Origin of the sequence: Streptomyces caatingaensis (genome assembly GCF_001187435.1) — a bacterium.
GTDB lineage: Bacteria > Actinomycetota > Actinomycetes > Streptomycetales > Streptomycetaceae > Streptomyces > Streptomyces caatingaensis.
This window is the reverse complement of sequence record NZ_LFXA01000001.1, coordinates 24859-41518: the sequence shown is the minus strand read 5'-3', so window position 1 is coordinate 41518 and position 16660 is coordinate 24859. Positions and strand designations below refer to the sequence as shown.

The 16660-nt window shown below is 72.3% G+C and carries 13 protein-coding genes; 6 read left to right on the top strand and 7 right to left on the bottom strand.

The features are described from left to right. Positions 1 to 72: 72 nt before the first annotated feature. Complete coding sequence (locus AC230_RS00160) at positions 73 to 561, top strand: hypothetical protein (protein WP_049713855.1); 489 nt, start codon at positions 73 to 75, stop codon at positions 559 to 561. Positions 562 to 624: 63 nt separating this feature from the next. On the opposite strand, the gene AC230_RS00155 is transcribed toward AC230_RS00160, so the two are convergent. Next, positions 625 to 1782 carry an acyl-CoA dehydrogenase family protein gene (locus tag AC230_RS00155; RefSeq protein ID WP_049713854.1) on the bottom strand — a complete coding sequence of 386 codons (1158 nt, stop codon included), beginning with the start codon at positions 1780 to 1782 and terminating at the stop codon, positions 625 to 627. Positions 1783 to 1959: 177 nt separating this feature from the next. Here AC230_RS00155 and AC230_RS00150 point away from each other — a divergent pair, with 177 nt between their 5' ends. Both AC230_RS00150 and AC230_RS00145 read left to right on the top strand, forming a co-directional pair. After that, positions 1960 to 3300 carry a UDP-glucose dehydrogenase family protein gene (locus tag AC230_RS00150; protein WP_049713853.1) on the top strand — a complete coding sequence of 447 codons (1341 nt, stop codon included), beginning with the start codon at positions 1960 to 1962 and terminating at the stop codon, positions 3298 to 3300. A gap of 46 nt (positions 3301 to 3346) precedes the next feature. After that, a complete protein-coding gene (locus AC230_RS00145; protein ID WP_049713852.1) occupies positions 3347 to 4135 on the top strand; it encodes a VOC family protein in 789 nt (262 codons plus the stop codon). Between the two features lie 7 nt (positions 4136 to 4142). Here the strand turns inward: AC230_RS00145 and AC230_RS00140 are convergent, their stop codons facing one another. After that, a complete protein-coding gene (locus AC230_RS00140; RefSeq protein WP_049713851.1) occupies positions 4143 to 5297 on the bottom strand; it encodes an LCP family glycopolymer transferase in 1155 nt (384 codons plus the stop codon). A gap of 120 nt (positions 5298 to 5417) precedes the next feature. Between AC230_RS00140 and AC230_RS00135 the strand changes: the two genes are divergently transcribed. After that, complete coding sequence (locus AC230_RS00135; RefSeq protein ID WP_049713850.1) at positions 5418 to 5975, top strand: acyl-CoA thioesterase; 558 nt, start codon at positions 5418 to 5420, stop codon at positions 5973 to 5975. Here AC230_RS00135 and AC230_RS00130 read toward each other — a convergent pair. Then, positions 5963 to 7447 (bottom strand): LCP family protein, encoded by a 1485-nt coding sequence (locus tag AC230_RS00130; protein WP_241833009.1) that lies wholly within the window; start codon positions 7445 to 7447, stop codon positions 5963 to 5965. The genes AC230_RS00135 and AC230_RS00130 overlap by 13 nt on opposite strands. A 197-nt stretch (positions 7448 to 7644) precedes the next feature. On the opposite strand from AC230_RS00130, the gene AC230_RS00125 reads away from it, so the two are divergent. Beyond that, positions 7645 to 8658, top strand: coding sequence for a glycosyltransferase family 2 protein (locus AC230_RS00125; RefSeq protein WP_049713849.1), 1014 nt, complete (start codon positions 7645 to 7647; stop codon positions 8656 to 8658). 42 nt (positions 8659 to 8700) lie between these two features. Here the strand turns inward: AC230_RS00125 and AC230_RS00120 are convergent, their stop codons facing one another. From AC230_RS00120 to AC230_RS00105, 4 genes are all read right to left on the bottom strand, one after another. Further along, complete coding sequence (locus AC230_RS00120) at positions 8701 to 10353, bottom strand: LCP family protein (RefSeq protein WP_422125544.1); 1653 nt, start codon at positions 10351 to 10353, stop codon at positions 8701 to 8703. 101 nt (positions 10354 to 10454) lie between these two features. Next, positions 10455 to 12251 (bottom strand): LCP family protein, encoded by a 1797-nt coding sequence (locus AC230_RS00115; protein WP_049713848.1) that lies wholly within the window; start codon positions 12249 to 12251, stop codon positions 10455 to 10457. A gap of 248 nt (positions 12252 to 12499) precedes the next feature. Then, positions 12500 to 13744, bottom strand: coding sequence for an LCP family protein (locus tag AC230_RS00110; protein WP_049713847.1), 1245 nt, complete (start codon positions 13742 to 13744; stop codon positions 12500 to 12502). Between the two features lie 79 nt (positions 13745 to 13823). Beyond that, the gene (locus AC230_RS00105; protein ID WP_049713846.1) at positions 13824 to 14576 is read right to left on the bottom strand and encodes a TIGR03089 family protein; all 753 of its coding nucleotides are present in this window, start codon (positions 14574 to 14576) and stop codon (positions 13824 to 13826) included. Between the two features lie 127 nt (positions 14577 to 14703). On the opposite strand from AC230_RS00105, the gene AC230_RS33260 reads away from it, so the two are divergent. Next, a complete protein-coding gene (locus AC230_RS33260) occupies positions 14704 to 16605 on the top strand; it encodes an N-acetylmuramoyl-L-alanine amidase (protein ID WP_422125543.1) in 1902 nt (633 codons plus the stop codon). Positions 16606 to 16660: the final 55 nt, after the last annotated feature.

Genomic DNA, 16660 nt, shown 5'->3' with positions numbered 1-16660 from the left:
GCGAGGACAGTCGCCGAAGCGCAGCCGGCTCCAGTCGGCCCACCGCATGTACAACGCCTCCGAGGTACGCCCATGACGCCCGTCGTCCACCCCACCCAACGCCACCCCGGCGCCCTGTGGCTCGTCTCCCGCGTCGTGCACCCCCGACTCGTCCACGAGGCATGGGCGCTGGGTCAGACACCGGCCATCGAGATCGGGCATCGCTTCGACGCCATCAACCTGCCCAGCGGCATCGTCGAGGCCGCCGTCACCGGCATCAGAACCGACGACGCGGTGGAGATGGCGTTCCGTCGTGTCGGCATCGGTCACGGTGTCGTTGTCTCCCGCCGCCGGGACCTCTACACGGTCCTCGTGCAACCGGGCACGGCTCGGGCATGGCGCGTATCCGGCACCACGTCGGTCGGGGTACATGATCACCTCCGGTACCTCTGCACGCCCCATCCGGGGCGTCGGGAGGGCCCGGGGGCGTTCTGGCTGCTCCCTGCGCCCGAACGGGACGGCCAACTCGCCGAGGCCGGGCACGTGCTCAGGCTGCTCGCCCTCATCCGCCCGCAGGCGTAGTACGCCGGAGGTCCGGAACAGCCGCCCCTCTCGAGGCTGTTCCGGACCTCCGGGAAGAACGGGCTACGGCAGGTTGCGCGCCATGACGATGCGCTGCACCTGGTTGGTGCCCTCGTAGATCTGGGTGATCTTCGCGTCGCGCATCATCCGCTCCAGCGGGTAGTCGCGCGTGTAGCCGTAGCCGCCGAGCAGCTGGACCGCGTCGGTGGTGATCTCCATGGCGGCGTCGGAGGCGTAGCACTTGGCGGCGGCGCCGAAGAAGGTCAGGTCGCCGTCGGTGCGCTCGGACTTGGCGGCCGCCGCGTAGGTCAGCTGCCGGGCCGCCTCCAGCTTCATCGCCATGTCGGCGAGCATGAACTGGACGCCCTGGAAGTCGCCGATCGGCTTGCCGAACTGCTTGCGCTCCTTGACGTACTCCTTGGCGTAGTCGAGGGCGCCCTGGGCGATGCCGAGGGCCTGGGCCGCGATGGTGACGCGGGTGTGGTCCAGGGTCTTCATGGCGGTGGCGAAGCCGGTGCCCTCCTCGCCGATCATGCGGTCGGCGGGGATGCGGACGTTGTCGAAGTAGACCTCGCGGGTCGGGGAGCCCTTGATGCCGAGCTTCTTCTCCGGGGCGCCGAAGGAGACGCCCTCGTCGGACTTCTCGACGACGAAGGCGGAGATGCCCTTGGAGCGCTTCTCCGGGTCGGTCACGGCCATCACCGTGTAGTACTCGCTGACGCCGGCGTTGGTGATCCAGCGCTTGACGCCGTTGAGCACGTAGGAGTCGCCGTCGCGCACGGCGCGGGTCTTCATGCCGGCGGCGTCCGAGCCCGCGTCGGGCTCGCTGAGGCAGTAGGAGAACATCGCGTCGCCCTTGGCGAGCGGGCCCAGGTAGCGCTTCTTGAGCTCGTCCGAGCCGGAGAGGGCGACGGGCAGCGAGCCGAGCTTGTTGACGGCCGGGATCAGGGAGGACGAGGCGCAGACGCGGGCGACCTCCTCGATCACGATGACGGTGGCCAGCGCGTCGGCACCGGCGCCGCCGAACTCCTCGGGGACGTGCACGGCCTGCAGGTCGGCGGCGACCAGCGCGTCGAGGGCCTCCTGCGGGAAGCGGCCCTCCTCGTCCACCTCGGCGGCGAACGGCGCGATCTTCGCCTCGGCCAGCGAGCGCACGACCTTGCGGAGCTCGTCGTGCTCCTCGGACACCTTGTACAGGTCGAAGTCCTTGTTTCCCGCCACGGCGAAACTCCCCAGAGCGCATTAATTACCGACTAGTAACCGTGATTCTAGGGGCGCCGGACGTGGCCGGATACGTGAGCTTGCCGACAGCACCCGATCACCCGGAATCTCCCCAACCGGGGCCCCGACTATGCTCGGGCGCACGCAATCGGCACCCCGTACGTCCCTGGAGCACGCATGGCCCCCAAGATCACCGTGATCGGCACCGGCTATCTCGGCGCGACCCATGCGGCGGCCATGGCCGAACTCGGTTTCGAGGTGCTCGGCCTCGACGTGCTCCCCGAGAAGATCGAGATGCTCTCCCGCGCCGAGGTCCCGATGTACGAGCCGGGACTGGAGGAACTGTTGCGCAAGCACGTCGCGGGGCTGGAGGGCTCCAGCGGGCGGCTGCGCTTCACCACCTCCTGGGACGAGGTCGCCGAGTTCGGCGACGTCCACTTCGTCTGCGTCAACACCCCGCAGAAGCACGGCGAGTACGCCTGTGACATGTCGTACGTCGACGCCGCCGTCGAGTCGCTCGCGCCGCGGCTGCGCCGGCCCGCGCTGGTCGTCGGCAAGTCCACCGTGCCGGTGGGCTCGGCGGCCCGGCTGGCCCGCCGGCTGGCCGAACTCGCGCCCGCCGGCGCCGAGGTGGAGCTCGCCTGGAACCCGGAGTTCCTGCGCGAGGGCTTCGCCGTCGAGGACACCCTCCACCCCGACCGGATCGTCGTCGGCGTCCGGGGCGAGCGCGCGGAGAAGGTGCTGCGCGAGGTGTACGCGACGCCGGTCGGCGAGGGGTCGCCGTTCGTCGTCACCGACTACCCGACCGCCGAGCTGGTCAAGGCCGCCGCCAACTCCTTCCTCGCCACGAAGATCTCCTTCATCAACGCCATGGCCGAGGTCTGCGAGGCCGCCGACGGCGACGTCGCCAAGCTGGCGGAGGCCATCGGGCACGACGAGCGGATCGGCCGGAAGTTCCTGCGGGCCGGGATCGGCTTCGGCGGCGGCTGCCTGCCCAAGGACATCCGGGCCTTCATGGCCCGCGCCGGCGAGCTGGGCGCCGACCAGGCGCTCACCTTCCTCCGCGAGGTCGACTCCATCAACATGCGCCGCCGCGGCCACATGGTCGAGCTCGCCCGCGAGACGGTCGGCGGCAGCTTCCTCGGCCAGCGCGTGGCCGTGCTGGGCGCCACCTTCAAGCCCGACTCGGACGACGTCCGCGACTCGCCCGCCCTCAACGTCGCCGGCCAGATCCACCTCCAGGGCGGGCAGGTCACCGTCTACGACCCCAAGGGCATGGAGAACGCGCGGCGCGTCTTCCCCACGCTGGCGTACGCGGACAGCGCGCTGGAGGCGTGCCGGGGGGCGAAGGCCGTCCTCCACCTCACGGAGTGGGGCGAGTTCCGCGCCCTGGACCCGGAGGCCCTGGGCTCCGTCGTCGCGGAACGGCATCTGCTCGACGGCCGCAACACGCTGGACGCGGCGGCGTGGCGGGCGGCGGGCTGGACGTACCGGGCGATGGGCCGGCCGCGGGCCTAGACCCCGCCGAGTGGCGGCCGCCCGGGACCGGGCCCAGGCTGGAGGCATGCCCGAGGTACGCAACGGCTACGCGCCCGGCACCCCCTGCTGGGTCGATCTCATGGCGCCGGACCAGCGCGCGGCGCTCGACTTCTACCGCGATCTCTTCGGCTGGCAGGGCGAGCCCGGGCCGCCGGAGACCGGCGGGTACGCGGTGTGCGCGCTGAACGGCCGCGCGGTGGCCGGCATCGGCCCCGCCATGGCCCAGGACGGACAGCCCGCGCCGCCCACGGCCTGGACGACCTACCTCTCGGTCGCCGACGCCGAGGCGGCGGCCCGTGCCGTCGCGGCGCACGGCGGTACGGTCGTCATGCCCGCCATGGACGTGCTGACCTTCGGGCGGATGGCGATCGTCGCCGATCCCTCGGAGGCGGTCTTCGGGCTCTGGGAGCCGCGCGACTTCTTCGGCTGCGAGGTGGTCAACGAGCCGGGCGCGCTGACCTGGAACGAGCTCGCGAGCCCGGACGTGGACGCGGCCCGGACCTTCTACCCGGCGGCGCTGGGCGTCGAGGTCGAGCCGTCCCCGGAGGTGCCCGGCTACTACGTCCTCACGGTGGACGGCCGGCCCGTCGGCGGGCTGCACGGGCTCGACCGCCTCCCGCCGGGCACGCCGCCGCACTGGCTGACGTACTTCGCCGTGGACGGCGCCGACACCACCGTGGACGCGCTGGTGCGGGCCGGCGGATCGGTGCTGAAGCCGCCCTTCGACATGGTGGCGGGCCGGATGGCGGTCGTCTCCGACCCGCAGGGCGGGATCTTCGCGGTCATCGAGTCGGCGATGCCGGAGGCCGCCTGAGCCGCTGCTACTGGACGGTCACCTTCTCGTCGTTCTTCAGCTGCGCGAAGAGCTGCTTGGACTTCACCGGGTCCCACTTGACCGCGACGCCGTCGCCCCGCGTCGGCAGGTTGGCGGTCCCGACCGGCACCGTCAGCTGCCGGCCGTCGCCGCCCGTGACGCCCTTCATCGCCCAGAACATCGAGGTCAGGTCCCACAGCTCCATGTCCTTGTCGACGATGAGCGTGTCGAGGCCGGAGCCGATCACCGGGTAGAGCCGGAACGGGTTGAGGATCGTGGACGGCGAAGCGGCCTGCTTGGCCAGGGTGTTGAGGAACTTCTGCTGGTTGCGCATCCGGCCCAGGTCCTGGTCCGCCTCCTGGTGGCGCTGGCGGACGAACGCCAGCGACTGCTTGCCGTCCAGCGTCTGGCAGCCGGCCTTGAAGTCGGCGCCGGAGTCACGGTCCTTGATCGGCTTGTCGATGCACATGTCCACGCCGCCGAGCGAGTCGACCAGGCTGCGGAAGCCGCCGAAGCCGATCTCCGCGTAGTGGTCGATGCGCAGCCCGGTGTTGAACTCGACGGTGCGGACGAGCAGTTCGGCACCGCCGTCCGCGTACGCCTGGTTGAGCTTGTGCGTCGAGGCGGGGTACCGCTTGCCGGACTTCGCGCCGGTGAAGGCGGGGATGGTGACGTAGGAGTCACGGGGCAGGCTCAGCATCGTGGTGCCGTTGTCGCCCGTGTGCAGGATCATCATCGAGTCGGTGCGCTTGCCGTCGGCGGAGCCGGTGTGCAGCTCCTTCTTGTCCTCGTCGGACAGGCCCTCGCGGCTGTCGGAGCCCACGATCAGGTAGTTGGTGCCCTCGCCGGCCGGCGGCCGGTCCGCGACCTTGCCGAGGTCCACCTCGCGCCGCAGCTTCGAGTCCGCCCAGAAGTAGGTGCTCACGGAGACGACGAGCAGCACCGCGACGAAGGCGAGCAGACCTATGGTGATGCGCCTGCGCCAGTTGGGGCGCCGGCCTCCCGTGCGCGGGGGGACGGCGCCGCCGCGGCCGTAGACCTGGCCCGTGCTGTAGCCGTCGCGCGGGGGCGGGGCGGGGGAGCCCTGGGGACGTATGGGAGCGCCGGGGCTCCCGTACGGGTTCCGGGGGTCGTTGTTCCGCGCTTCGGGCCACTGGTTCATGAGGGCAAGTGTGCCCGCCCGCGCGAGGTGCCCCGCGGGGTGGTACGAGACCGGAGCAGGGCTGTTGCAGACCTGATGCAGATGCGGCCCGCGTCCCGCCGCCCGCATACAGTGGGACGCATGACCACTCACGACCGGACCGCCGAGTCCGGTGGGGCCGGGATACCCGGCAAGCCGACCTCGGCGTCCCGCACCACGCTGTCCCACATCATGACCAGCAACGAGACCAATCTGCTGGGCACCGTGCACGGTGGCGTGATCATGAAACTGGTGGACGACGTGGCCGGGGCGGTCGCCGGCCGGCACTCCGGCGGGCCCGCCGTGACGGCCTCCATGGACGAGATGGCCTTCCTGGAGCCCGTCCGCGTCGGGGACCTCGTCCACGTCAAGGCCCAGGTGAACTGGACCGGCCGGTCCTCGATGGAGATCGGGGTGCGGGTGCTCGCCGAGCGGTGGAACGAGTCGCGGCCCGCGACGCAGGTGGGGAGCGCCTATCTCGTCTTCGCCGCCGTCGACGAGGAAGGGAAGCCGCGGCCCGTGCCTCCGGTGATCCCGGAGACGGACCGTGACCGGCGGCGCTACCAGGAGGCGCAGATCCGGCGCACGCACCGGCTGGCGCGGCGGCGGGCGATCATGGAGCTGCGGCAGAACCGGGCGGCCGAGGGCTACGACGACTGACCGCCGAGGGGCCCGGACGCCGGAGGGCAGACCGCCCGGTCCCCCGTGAGCACCGCCGGGCGGTCCCCCGCCGGGGGCGACGGCCGCACGGCCCGTACGGCACGGACCCCGGCGAAGTCCGCCCCCAGCGTCACCCGCATCAGCGGCCCCTGCCCGGGGGCCGGCCGCAGCACGGCCCCCGGCACCGCCGCCGCCAGCGACCGCGCCGACCGGTCCCAGCGCGGATCGAAGGCGATCTCCGTGCGCGGGGCGGGGGAGGGGGCCGCGACGGGCACGCCCGTCGTCGCGAAGCCCGTGGCCCGGAGCGCGGCGTCCGCCGTCCCCCCGAGCCTCCGCCGCCCGCTGCCGTCCAGCACCTGGACGCGGATCCGGCCCGGCGGCACCTCGACGAAGCGCGGCGGCTGCGGCGCGCCCGCCTTCCCGTCGTGGGAGGAGCGGGCGGAGCGGGGGGCCAGCGGCCGGTCCGTGCGCAGGGCGCGGAAGATCCGCTCGGCCCCGGGCCCGTCCCAGCGCACGGTCGAGCCGACGCCCGGGACGGGGTAGTCGGCCACGGAGACCGGCACGGAGACGAACTCGGCCGTGGCGGGCGTCAGGTGCCGCACCGCGCCGCCCAGCTCGACCAGCCGCTCGCCGTCCAGGCCCCGGTCGGCGCGGACGGAGCCGAGGGCGGTCACGAGCACCTCGTGGAGGAGTGCCGGATCGAGCAGCGCCCCGCTTCCCGCCCGTTCCAGCAGCGCGGCGAGGAACCGCTGCTGCCGTTCCATCCGCTCCAGGTCGGAGCCGGAGCCCAGGTGCCGGGAGCGGACGTACTGCAGGGCCCGCCCGCCGTCGAGCGTGCTGGGGCCGGCCGGCAGGTCGAGCCCGCTCCAGGCGTCCCGCAGGGGCCGTTCCGTGCAGACCCGCACCCCGCCGAGGAGGTCCACGGTCCGCATGAAGGCGGTGAAGTCGATCTCCAGGTAGTGGTCGACGTGCACGCCGGTGAGCTGCTCGACGGTGCGCACGGTCAGCCGGGGGCCGCCCTCCGCGTAGGCGGCGTTGAGCTTCTGCGGATGGGCGGGGCGGCGGACGCCCGAGGCGTCCTTGTGCTCGGGGAGCATCGCGTAGGAGTCGCGCGGGAGGCCGACCACGGTCACCCGGTCGCGCGCCTCGGAGAGGTGCACCAGCATCACGGTGTCGGTGCAGTGGCAGGGCGCCCCGCCCAGCCGGTAGCGGACGCGCTCCTCCTCGGTGATCACGTCGCGGCCGTCGGTGCCGACGACGAGGAGGTTGGTGCCGAGGCCGGGCCGGGGCCGGTCGCGCAGCCCGGCGAAGGGGTCGGTGCGGGCGAGGCGCCGTTCGATCCCGTGCACCACCGTGTGGCCCGCGCCGCTGACCGCCAGCACCAGGACGGCCACCCCGGCGGCGAGGCGCAGTCCCCAGCGGGGCCGGTGCGGGGCGCCGTGACGGGCTCGGGGGCGGGGCGGTACGGACACGGGGACCTCCGCTGCCGGTGGAGGGCGGGGATCCGTCACCGTAAGCCCATACGATCAGCGGTCCGCGTCACCGCGCCGTCGGCCCGGGGCCCGCCACCCGGGCGGCGCGGCCGGCCGTCCCCCGTTCGCGGTAACGTGGCCGACGATCCCGCAGACCGCCACGGGGTGCACTCCGACCCCCGTACCCCCGAGGAACCATGCCAGAGCAGCAGCCGCCCGCCGTTTCCGTGATCATGCCGGTGCTCAACGAGGAGCGCCATCTGCGCACCGCCGTGCGGCACATCCTGGAGCAGGACTACGCCGGTGAGCTCGAGGTGGTGATCGCCCTCGGCCCGTCCACGGACCGTACGGACGAGATCGCCGCCGAGCTCGTCCGCGAGGACCCCCGCGTGCACACGGTGCCGAACCCCACGGGCCGCACCCCCGCCGCGCTGAACGCCGCGATCAAGGCGTCGCGCCATCCGGTCGTGGTGCGGGTGGACGGTCACGGGATGCTGTCGCCCGACTACATCAAGACGGCCGTGCGGCTGCTGGACGAGACGGGCGCGCAGAACGTCGGCGGCATCATGCACGCCGAGGGCGAGAACGACTGGGAGCACGCCGTCGCCGCCGCGATGACCTCGAGGATCGGGGTGGGGAACGCGGCGTTCCACACGGGCGGCGAGGCGGGTCCGGCCGAGACCGTCTATCTCGGCGTCTTCCGGCGGCAGGCGCTGGAGCAGCAGGGCGGCTACAACGAGGAGTTCATCCGGGCACAGGACTGGGAGCTCAACTTCCGCATCCGTGAGGCGGGCGGGCTGATCTGGTTCTCGCCGGAGCTGAAGGTCTCGTACCGGCCGCGGCCGAGCGTGCGGGCGCTCGCCAAGCAGTACAAGGACTACGGCCGTTGGCGGCACGTCGTGGCCCGTTTCCACAAGGGGTCGATCAATCTGCGCTACCTGGCCCCGCCGACGGCGGTGGTCGCCATCGCGGCGGGCCTGGTCGTGGGTGCGGCGGTGACGCCCTGGGCGCTGGTGGTGCCGGGCGGCTACCTGGCGGCGATCGTCGCCGGGTCGGTGCCGGCGGGCCGGGGGCTGCCGCTGAGGGCGCGGGCGCAGATCCCCGTGGCGCTGGCGACGATGCACATGTCGTGGGGCTTCGGCTTCCTGACCAGCCCGCGCTCGCTGGCGAAGCGGGTCATCGCCAGCCGCCGGCCCGCGGTCAGGGCGTGAGGCGACGGGCCGTCCCCCGACGCGGGGGGCGGCCCGCTCCGTTCAGAACCTGTTGAGCGGATTGACCTCCATGCAGGCCGACTTGTCGTCGCCGTTGAGGGGGTTGGAGCTCTCCGGGGCCTTGTTGTCCTCCGGCTTCTCTTCCTTCTTGTCCTTCTTCTTGTCCTTGCCGTCGGCCTTGTCGCCGTCGCCCTTGGCGCCAGCCTTCTCCGCCGCGCCCGGTGCCTTCGGGTAGGACGTGCCCTCGCGCCAGTCGCCGCCGATCACCAGCGTGACGCCCGTCGCCTCCGGCGTCAGCCGTACGGCGTCCTCCGGCAGGCCGATGGCCTTGGCGACGGCCAGGGCGTCCGCCCGCTGGGCCGGTTTCGGGTACGTGATGGTGGTGTCGGCCTGCATGCGGGGGCTGGAGTCCGAAGTCGCCTTGGTGAAGCCCTGCTTGACCAGGTGGGCGGCGATGTCGGAGCCGCGGGCGCCGACCGGCGGCAGGACGGCCGTGCCGGTGCCGTTGAAGACGGTGACGGCGACGTCGCTCCTGGCGGTCGGGGAGTTCGAGGGGGCCGGCTTCTCGGGCTTCTTCTTGTCCTTGCCGTCGAGCGCGATGTCGTTGCGGATGAGCGAGAAGAGCTTGTCGGCGTCGCCGGGCTTGGGGATCACATGGGCGTCCGGGTCCTGGGGGTCCTGCACCCAGGGCATGGTGGTCATGGTGATCCGGCCGGACGGGACGCGCTTGATGTCGTTGGCGAGGTCGTAGAGCTTCTTGACCGAGCCGAGGTCCTTGTCGACGGTGAGCGCCTTGGTGGCCGACTCGGCGAGGTCGGTGAGCTGGCCGGGGTCGCTGAGCTTGGTGCCGCTCTTGAGCTGGCGGACCATCGCGTTCATGTAGAGGTGCTGGGCGTGCGTGCGGCCGATGTCGCTGCCGTCCTCGAAGCCGTGCCGGGTGCGCAGCCACTGCAGGGCCTGTTCGCCCTTGATGGTGTGGCTGCCCTTGGTGAGCTCCAGGCCGGACTTGGTGTCGCGGATGTTGTCCTTGACGCAGACCGGGACGCCGCCCACCGCGTCGGCCATGCTCACCACCCCGGCGAAGTCGATCATCATGAAGTGGTCGACGGGGATGCCGGTGAGCTCCTCCCAGGTGGCGACCGTGCAGCCCGGACCGCCGTTCTGGAGGCTGGTGTTGATGATCTGGCTGCTGGTCTCCTTGTAGACCTTGCCGTCGGCGGGGTCGGTGCACTTGGGGATGGTGACCCGGGTGTCGCGGGGGACGCTGACGACCGACATGTTGCTGCGGTCGGCGGAGACGTGGACGAGCATCTGGACGTCGGCGAGCGCGGGGCGGTCGGCGTCCTCGCGGGCGCCGCCGAGGTCCTGGTTCTCCTTGCCGCTGCGGCTGTCGGAGCCCAGCAGCAGGATGTTGAGGGGGCGTTGGCCGGCAGCGTTGGGGACGCTGCGGTCGAGCTGTTTGTCACCGAGGTTGAGGTTGCTCTTGCGGATGTTGTGGTTGAGGTGCCGGTAGTAGAACCAGCCGGTCGCGGACGCCGCGAGCACCAGGACCGCCAGGCAGAGGGCGGTCCAGCGGGCTATTCGCACGCCGCGGCGGCGCTTCGGGCGGGGCGCCCGCTCCTCGGTGGCGGCGTCGCGCTTGTCCTCGGTCGTCGTCTCCGTCTTCTCGTCCCCCCGCGCGTTGCCGATCCCCAATGGGCCCTCCCCTGAGTGGTGCGTCCGGCCCGATGGGCAGATGCTTCGTACCTGGTGACTCTGTTACCAGGTAGTGAGATGCGCAAGGACGTTCGCCGGATTCACTTCGCGCAGATGTTCTTGTCGTCGGCCTCGATTTTCTGAATGCCCTCGGGGGCCTTCTTCGGGGCCTTCGGCGGGGTGACGGGAACGCCCGCCCCCTTGAAGTCGGCGCCGAGGACGAGCGTCATCTCCGCGAGCGGGGCCGTGTCCGTGCCGGTCTGCTTGAGCGCGTCGGCGGGCAGGCCCATGGCCTCGGCGATCCGGCGCGCCTGGTCGGCCTGGTTGGGGGCGAATTCCAGCGTGGTCTTGGCGGACTTCCCGCCGCCGGGGGCGTTGCCGCCGTTGCTGCTGTGGGCGATGGCCTGGGAGTTCTGCATCCAGGTGACGGTCTCCTGGGCGGCGCCGATCTTGCCGCTGCCGTTGAGGACCTTCACGCGCACCTTGGACGGCTCGGCCTTGGGGCCCTTGAGCAGCGCGGCCTGCTTGGCGTCCTGCTCCTTCTTGGCCGCCTTCTCCTTGTCCTTCGCCTCCTGCTCCTTGCGCTTGACCTCCGTGAGGGAGACGTCGTCGCGGACCATCGCGAGCAGCGGATCGGCCTTCGCCTTGTCGAGGATGACGGTCTTGTGGACCTTGCCGTCGGCCGGGTTGTCGAGGACGGGGAGGGTGGTGAAGGTGATGTTCTTCAGGTTGACCTTGCTGAGCTCCTTGGCCAGCGCGGTCAGTTTGGAGATGGATCCTATGCCGGTGTCGACGGTGAGCGACTTGGTCGCCGCGTCGGCCAGGTGGTAGAGCTTCCCCGGGTCGGACAGCGTGTCCGAGGACTTCATCTCCCGGATCATCGAGCTGAGGAACTGCTGCTGGAGCTGGATCCGGCTGAGGTCGCCGCCGAAGCCGACGGAGTGCCGGGTGCGGACGAACGCCAACGCCTGCTCGCCCTCGACCCGGTGGCGGCCCTTGGGCAGCTTCAGGTGCGAGTCCTTGTCGTTGATGTCCTTGCCCAGGCACACCTCGACGCCGCCGACCGCGGAGGACATCTCCTTGACCGCGTTGAAGTCGGCCATCATGAAGTGGCTGACCTTCAGCCCGGTGATCTGCTCGACGGTCCGCCAGGTGCAGCCCGGGTCGCGGTCCTCCTGCCCCAGGCTCTCGTTGAAGCGGACGCCCTTCGAGCCGGGGATGGTCTTGGTCGTGCCGTCCTTCTTCGCGGTGCACTGCGGGATGTCGGTGATCATGTCGCGCGGGATGGAGATCACCGTGGCGTTGGTGCGGTCCTCGGAGACGTGGAAGAGCAGGGTGGTGTCGGCGTGGCCGACGCTGCCGTTGTCGCCGTAGCCGGTGTTGCCCTTGCCGGAGCGCTTGTCCGTGCCGATGACCAGGATGTTGACCGGCCCGTCCGGCACCGCCTCGTTGGACACGCCCACATCGACCTTGTCGATGTTGTTGTTGAAGTGGTCGTAGATCAGGTACGCGGTGACCGAGCCGCCCACGAGCAGGAAGGCGAGCGTGCCGCCGGTCCACAGCAGGACCTTCTTCTTGGCGCTCTTCCTGGGCTTGGGTTTGCGCCGGCCCGTCGTGGCCGCGGCGGCCGCCGCCCTGGCGCCGCGCCGTCCGCCACCGCGCTGCTCGGGCAGGGACTTGCCCTTGCCGCGGGACGGCGCCGGCTTCGCGGGGGCGGGCACCTTGCGTGCCGGGGAAGTGCCGGAGGCGGGATTGGACCGGCCGGAATCGGGGGAGGGATGCCCCGGGGAGCCGGAGGGGGGATCCAGGCGCAGCTCGTAGCTGCCGGTCTTGGGGTCGAAGACCCACTGGTCGGCGGGGTCGATGCCGTCCGCCTGCCCACGGCCTTGCGCGTCCACGGTCGCTCGAATCCTCCGTCGGTGCCACGCGGCGCCTGTATCCCGAGGCGCTCGGTCATGTCGTCTTGCAGTGCGCGGTCACCCGGCCGTGCGCACCGGACCGCTCACACTATCCGCCCAGTTCAGCGGGGCGCGACGCCGGTGACAAATCGCACTTCCCTTACAACCGGGCAATCCGTCCCATCTCTTCTCCACACTGCCCACCCGGGAATGACGGAACGAAAAATCCGATCGTACCCCCGCGGTGATCAGCCGCAGATGCCACGGGCGGCGGTGGTGCCCTCGTAGGTGGGGGGAGCGGTGGGGGAGGGAGGGGCGGACGGTGCCGGGGTGGTGGAGGTGTACGGGGCGGGAGAGGCGTACGAGGTGTCCGGTGCCAACGGGGTCTCGGCGCTGTCCGGTTCGTACGGTTCGTAGAGTTCGTACGGGTCGTCCGGTCCCGCCTTGCCGTCCGCCGGGCGGATGCGCGCGGTCAGGGACACCGGCCGGTCGTGGCGCAGCAGCTCGAAGAGCCGGTCCGCGTCCGGCTGCACCAGCTCGTCGCGTTCCGCGTTGTACGGGTACGGGCGCCGGGGCACCGTCAGGAACTGCACGCGCTCGGTGGGGATGGTGCGCACGGTGCGCACCAGGTCGTACATCTTGCGCAGCGAGCCCAGTCCGGCGTCGGTGGTCAGGGACTTGGTGGCCGCGTCGAGCACCGGGTAGAGGCGGGTGGGGTTGAGCAGGACGCCGTCGCTGTGCATCTCCTGGAAGAGGGCGCCGAGGAACTCCTGCTGACGCCCCATCCGTTCGGTGTCGCTGCCGTCGCCGATGCCGTAGCGGGCCCGGACGAAGCCCAGGGCCTGTTCGCCGTGCAGGATCTGACGGCCCGCGGGCAGCCGCAGGCGGGCCTCGCGGTCGTCGACCGGCCTGCGGAGGCAGACCTCGACGCCGTCGACGGCGTCCACGAGCCGTTTGAAGCCGGAGAAGTCCACGATGATGTGGTGGTCGATCCGGATGTGCGTGATGTTCTCGACGGTGCGGATGGTGCAGGCCGCGCCGGCGAACTGGAAGGCCCAGTTGAACTGGGCGAAGCGTTCGTTGGTGAAGGAGCCGTCGGGTCTGCGGCACCGGGGGATCTGTGCCATGAGGTCGCGCGGCATGCTGACGGCCGTCGCGCTTCTGCGGTCGGCGGCCAGGTGCAGCAGGATCGTGGTGTCCGAGCGCTGGGTGCCGCTGTCGGCGCCGTACGCGCCGTTGCCGCCGCCGCGGTTGTCGGAGCCGATGATCAGGATGTTCTGGGCGCCGGCGACGAGCGCCGAGGGGCGCTCGCGCTCGTACCGCCGCAGCTCCTCCGCCGTGCGGGTGTCCGTGGTGATGTTCCCGTTGAGGCGTTCGTACAGCACCCAGGTGGTGACTCCGGCGGCCAGCACGAGCACCGCCAGGGCCAGGGCGGTCCCGCGCAGCCAGCGGCGCCCGCGGCGCGCGGTGGCCTTGCGGGAGGAGTGGACCACGGCTGCGCGACCTCCCTCCGGGGCGGTTCCGGCGGTGCGTACCCGTCGATCATCGCCCCGGTGCGGCGGTCCGGCAGCGTCAGAGGGCCGTCACGGTGACGCGCTCGCTCTCCTGCCGTGCGGCGAGGTCCTCGGCGGACAGCCGGTCGGCGTTTCGGCACAGCACCACCGAGGCGCCCGAGGCCAGCGGGGCGAACAGGCCGGCGGACAGTCCGTCCCAGGTGGTGTACGGCAGCCCGGACAGCAGCCGGGAGCCCGGGCCGAGCCCGCGCCCGGCGGCGTCCGCGCGCGCCCGCTCCACGAGCTGGGCGCCCGTCAGCTCCAGCCCGCCGACGGCCAGCGCCGGGGCCGTGGGGTCCACCGGGACGTACGGGGCGAAGCGGTCGCCCTGGCTCGGCACCTCGACGGCGTAGTCGGCGAAGCCCCGCGGCGGCTCGGGGAAGCGGCCGCCCAGGGGGCGCAGGGCGAGGGCGACGCGCTCCCCGGAGCAGGCGCGCGCCTCCTCCAGGCGGTCGGGGCCGGCGACCACCAGGTCGGCTGTGGCCGGGTCGCCGTCCACCTCGGCGACGACGCCGACGGACGAGCAGGCCAGCAGCCAGACGGCGGTCTGCCAGTGGGCGGGCAGCAGGAGTGCGAGGCGGTCGCCGGGGGCCGCGGCGAGGTCGTCCTGGAGCAGGTTGGCGGTCTTGGCCACCCAATTGGCGAAGGTGGCCACGGACAGTTCCACGCGCTCGCCCGTGGCGTCGTCGTAGAAGGTCACGAAGGGGCGGGCCGGGTCCGCGGCGAGGGCGGAACGCAGCAGGTCGGCGGGGGTGCGGTCGGTGGCGTTCATCGCGGCCAGGGTACGCCGCGGGGCCGGTGACGGTCAGTCGGACGGACGCGCCCGGCGGGCGGCCCCGGCCGACGGGGTGTCATCTTACGAATGGACAGATATGTACCGATATGCCCAGGATCTTGTTATGCGTGGAATCCTCGTCACCTCGGCCGTCACCGCCTGCGCCGCCACCCTGGTGCTGCCCTCCCTCGCCGCCTCCGGTGCCGTCGTTCCCGGCGCGCCCGCCCCGGGCGTACGGGCCCCCGCACCCGCCGCCCGGCCGGCCGCGCCGGCCCTGCCCGACCTGCCGGGTGCGACGTACTCGCTGCCCCTGGTGCCCCTGCCGGCGGACACCGTCCAGACCGGCGCCGCCCGGACCCCCGAGGCCGCCCCCGCGCAGGGGCTGCGGGCCCAGAAGGTCAAGCCCTTCTCCCTCGTCGGCATCGTCTGGGACAACGCGGGCGCCGAACTGCGCGGCCGCGCCCAGGTCCGTACCCGCAACATGAACACCGGCGCCTGGTCCGGCTGGCAGGACGTCCAGGCCCAGGACCACGACCGGCCCGACCTCGACACCTCCGAGGCCCGCGCCGGACGCCGCGGCTCGACCGCCCCGCTGTGGGTGGGTGCCTCCGACGCCGTCGAGGTACGGGTGCGTCCCGCCGCCCCCGGCGGGCGCAAGCCGGCCGCCGCCGTGCTCCCCAAGGGCATGCGCATCGAGCTCGTCGATCCGGGCGCCGACCCGGCGCGGCGGCCCCGGACCCGGGCCATGCCGTCCCCCGACGACGAGGAGCGCAACAGCTCCGCGGTCAACGCCCCGCTGGCCCCGCTGGGCGCCACCGAGATCCCCGCCTCCGGCAAGCGCCCGAGCGCGGGGGAGGTCGAGGCCATCACGGCGGTCGACGCCGGGGCCACGGCGAGCCGCGCCAGTTCGGCGGATGCGGCCGGCGCGGCGCACGGCGGAGCCCTGCCGGGTGCCCTTCCCGGCACCAACGGCGGCGGCAGCGGCGGGCGGGACCGCGACCGGGACCGGGATCGCGACCGGGACCGGCCGGGTGCGGAGGACGAGGGCGCGCGGGGGGAGGGGAAGGCCGGCGACGGACCCGCCGGGACCTCCGCCGCCACGGACCCCGACCGCCCCGACCGGCCCTACCGCCCGGATCGTCCCGGGCGTCCGTACACCCATGACCGCCCCGATAGGCCCTACACCCACGACGGTCCCTATGGCCACGACCGTCCGGATCGTCCCTACGGTCACGACCGCCCCGACCGGCCCGACCGGCCTTACGGCCACGACCGGCCGGACCGCCCGTACGGCCCGGACCGTCCCGAGCGCCCCGACCGTCCCGACCGCCCGTCCGACGGCCCGCAGCGGAGCGACGAGAACGTCTTCGACGACGACGCCGAGGCGGACGAGGACGGCGACAACGGCGCCTACGCCGGATACGCCGGGCCCCGGCCGCGCATCGTGACCCGGGCGGGCTGGGGCGCGGACGAGTCGCTCCGCGAACGGGGATTCGTCTATACCAAGAAGGTGAAGGCCGCCTTCATCCACCACACGGCCTCCGGCAACACCTACACCTGCTCGCAGTCGGCCTCCGTCATCCGCGGTATCTACCGCTATCACGTCGTCAGCAGCGGCTGGCGCGACATCGGCTACAACTTCCTCGTCGACAAGTGCGGAACGGTCTACGAGGGCCGGGCGGGCGGCGTGGCCAAGCCCGTCAAGGGCGCCCACACGCTCGGTTTCAACACCAACAGCATGGGCATCGCCGTCCTCGGCACGTTCGGCAAGACCAACCCGCCCACCGCCGCGGTGAACGCCATCGCCGCCCTCACCGCATGGAAGCTCGGCCTCTACAACGCCAACCCGCGCGGCACCGCCACCCTGGTCTCCGCCGGCGGGAACCTCTTCAAAAAGGGGGCGAAGGTCAAACTCAAGGTCATCTCCGGCCACCGGGACGGCTACTCCACCGAGTGCCCCGGCGACAAGCTCTACGGCAAGCTCGGCACCGTCCGCACGAAGGCGGCCCGCGCCCAGGGCCGCTGACGCGCCGACGCTGACCGGGCGCGGCCGGAACCGTACGTTCTGCATACACTGGCCG

Coding starts and splice junctions, on each gene's coding strand:
- AC230_RS00105 (WP_049713846.1), bottom strand. CDS start 14,576: ATGAACGCCACCGACCGCACCCCCGCCGACCTGCTGCGTTCCGCCCTC.
- AC230_RS00145 (WP_049713852.1), top strand. CDS start 3,347: ATGCCCGAGGTACGCAACGGCTACGCGCCCGGCACCCCCTGCTGGGTC.
- AC230_RS00160 (WP_049713855.1), top strand. CDS start 73: ATGACGCCCGTCGTCCACCCCACCCAACGCCACCCCGGCGCCCTGTGG.
- AC230_RS00150 (WP_049713853.1), top strand. CDS start 1,960: ATGGCCCCCAAGATCACCGTGATCGGCACCGGCTATCTCGGCGCGACC.
- AC230_RS33260 (WP_422125543.1), top strand. CDS start 14,704: ATGCGTGGAATCCTCGTCACCTCGGCCGTCACCGCCTGCGCCGCCACC.
- AC230_RS00140 (WP_049713851.1), bottom strand. CDS start 5,297: ATGAACCAGTGGCCCGAAGCGCGGAACAACGACCCCCGGAACCCGTAC.
- AC230_RS00125 (WP_049713849.1), top strand. CDS start 7,645: ATGCCAGAGCAGCAGCCGCCCGCCGTTTCCGTGATCATGCCGGTGCTC.
- AC230_RS00135 (WP_049713850.1), top strand. CDS start 5,418: ATGACCACTCACGACCGGACCGCCGAGTCCGGTGGGGCCGGGATACCC.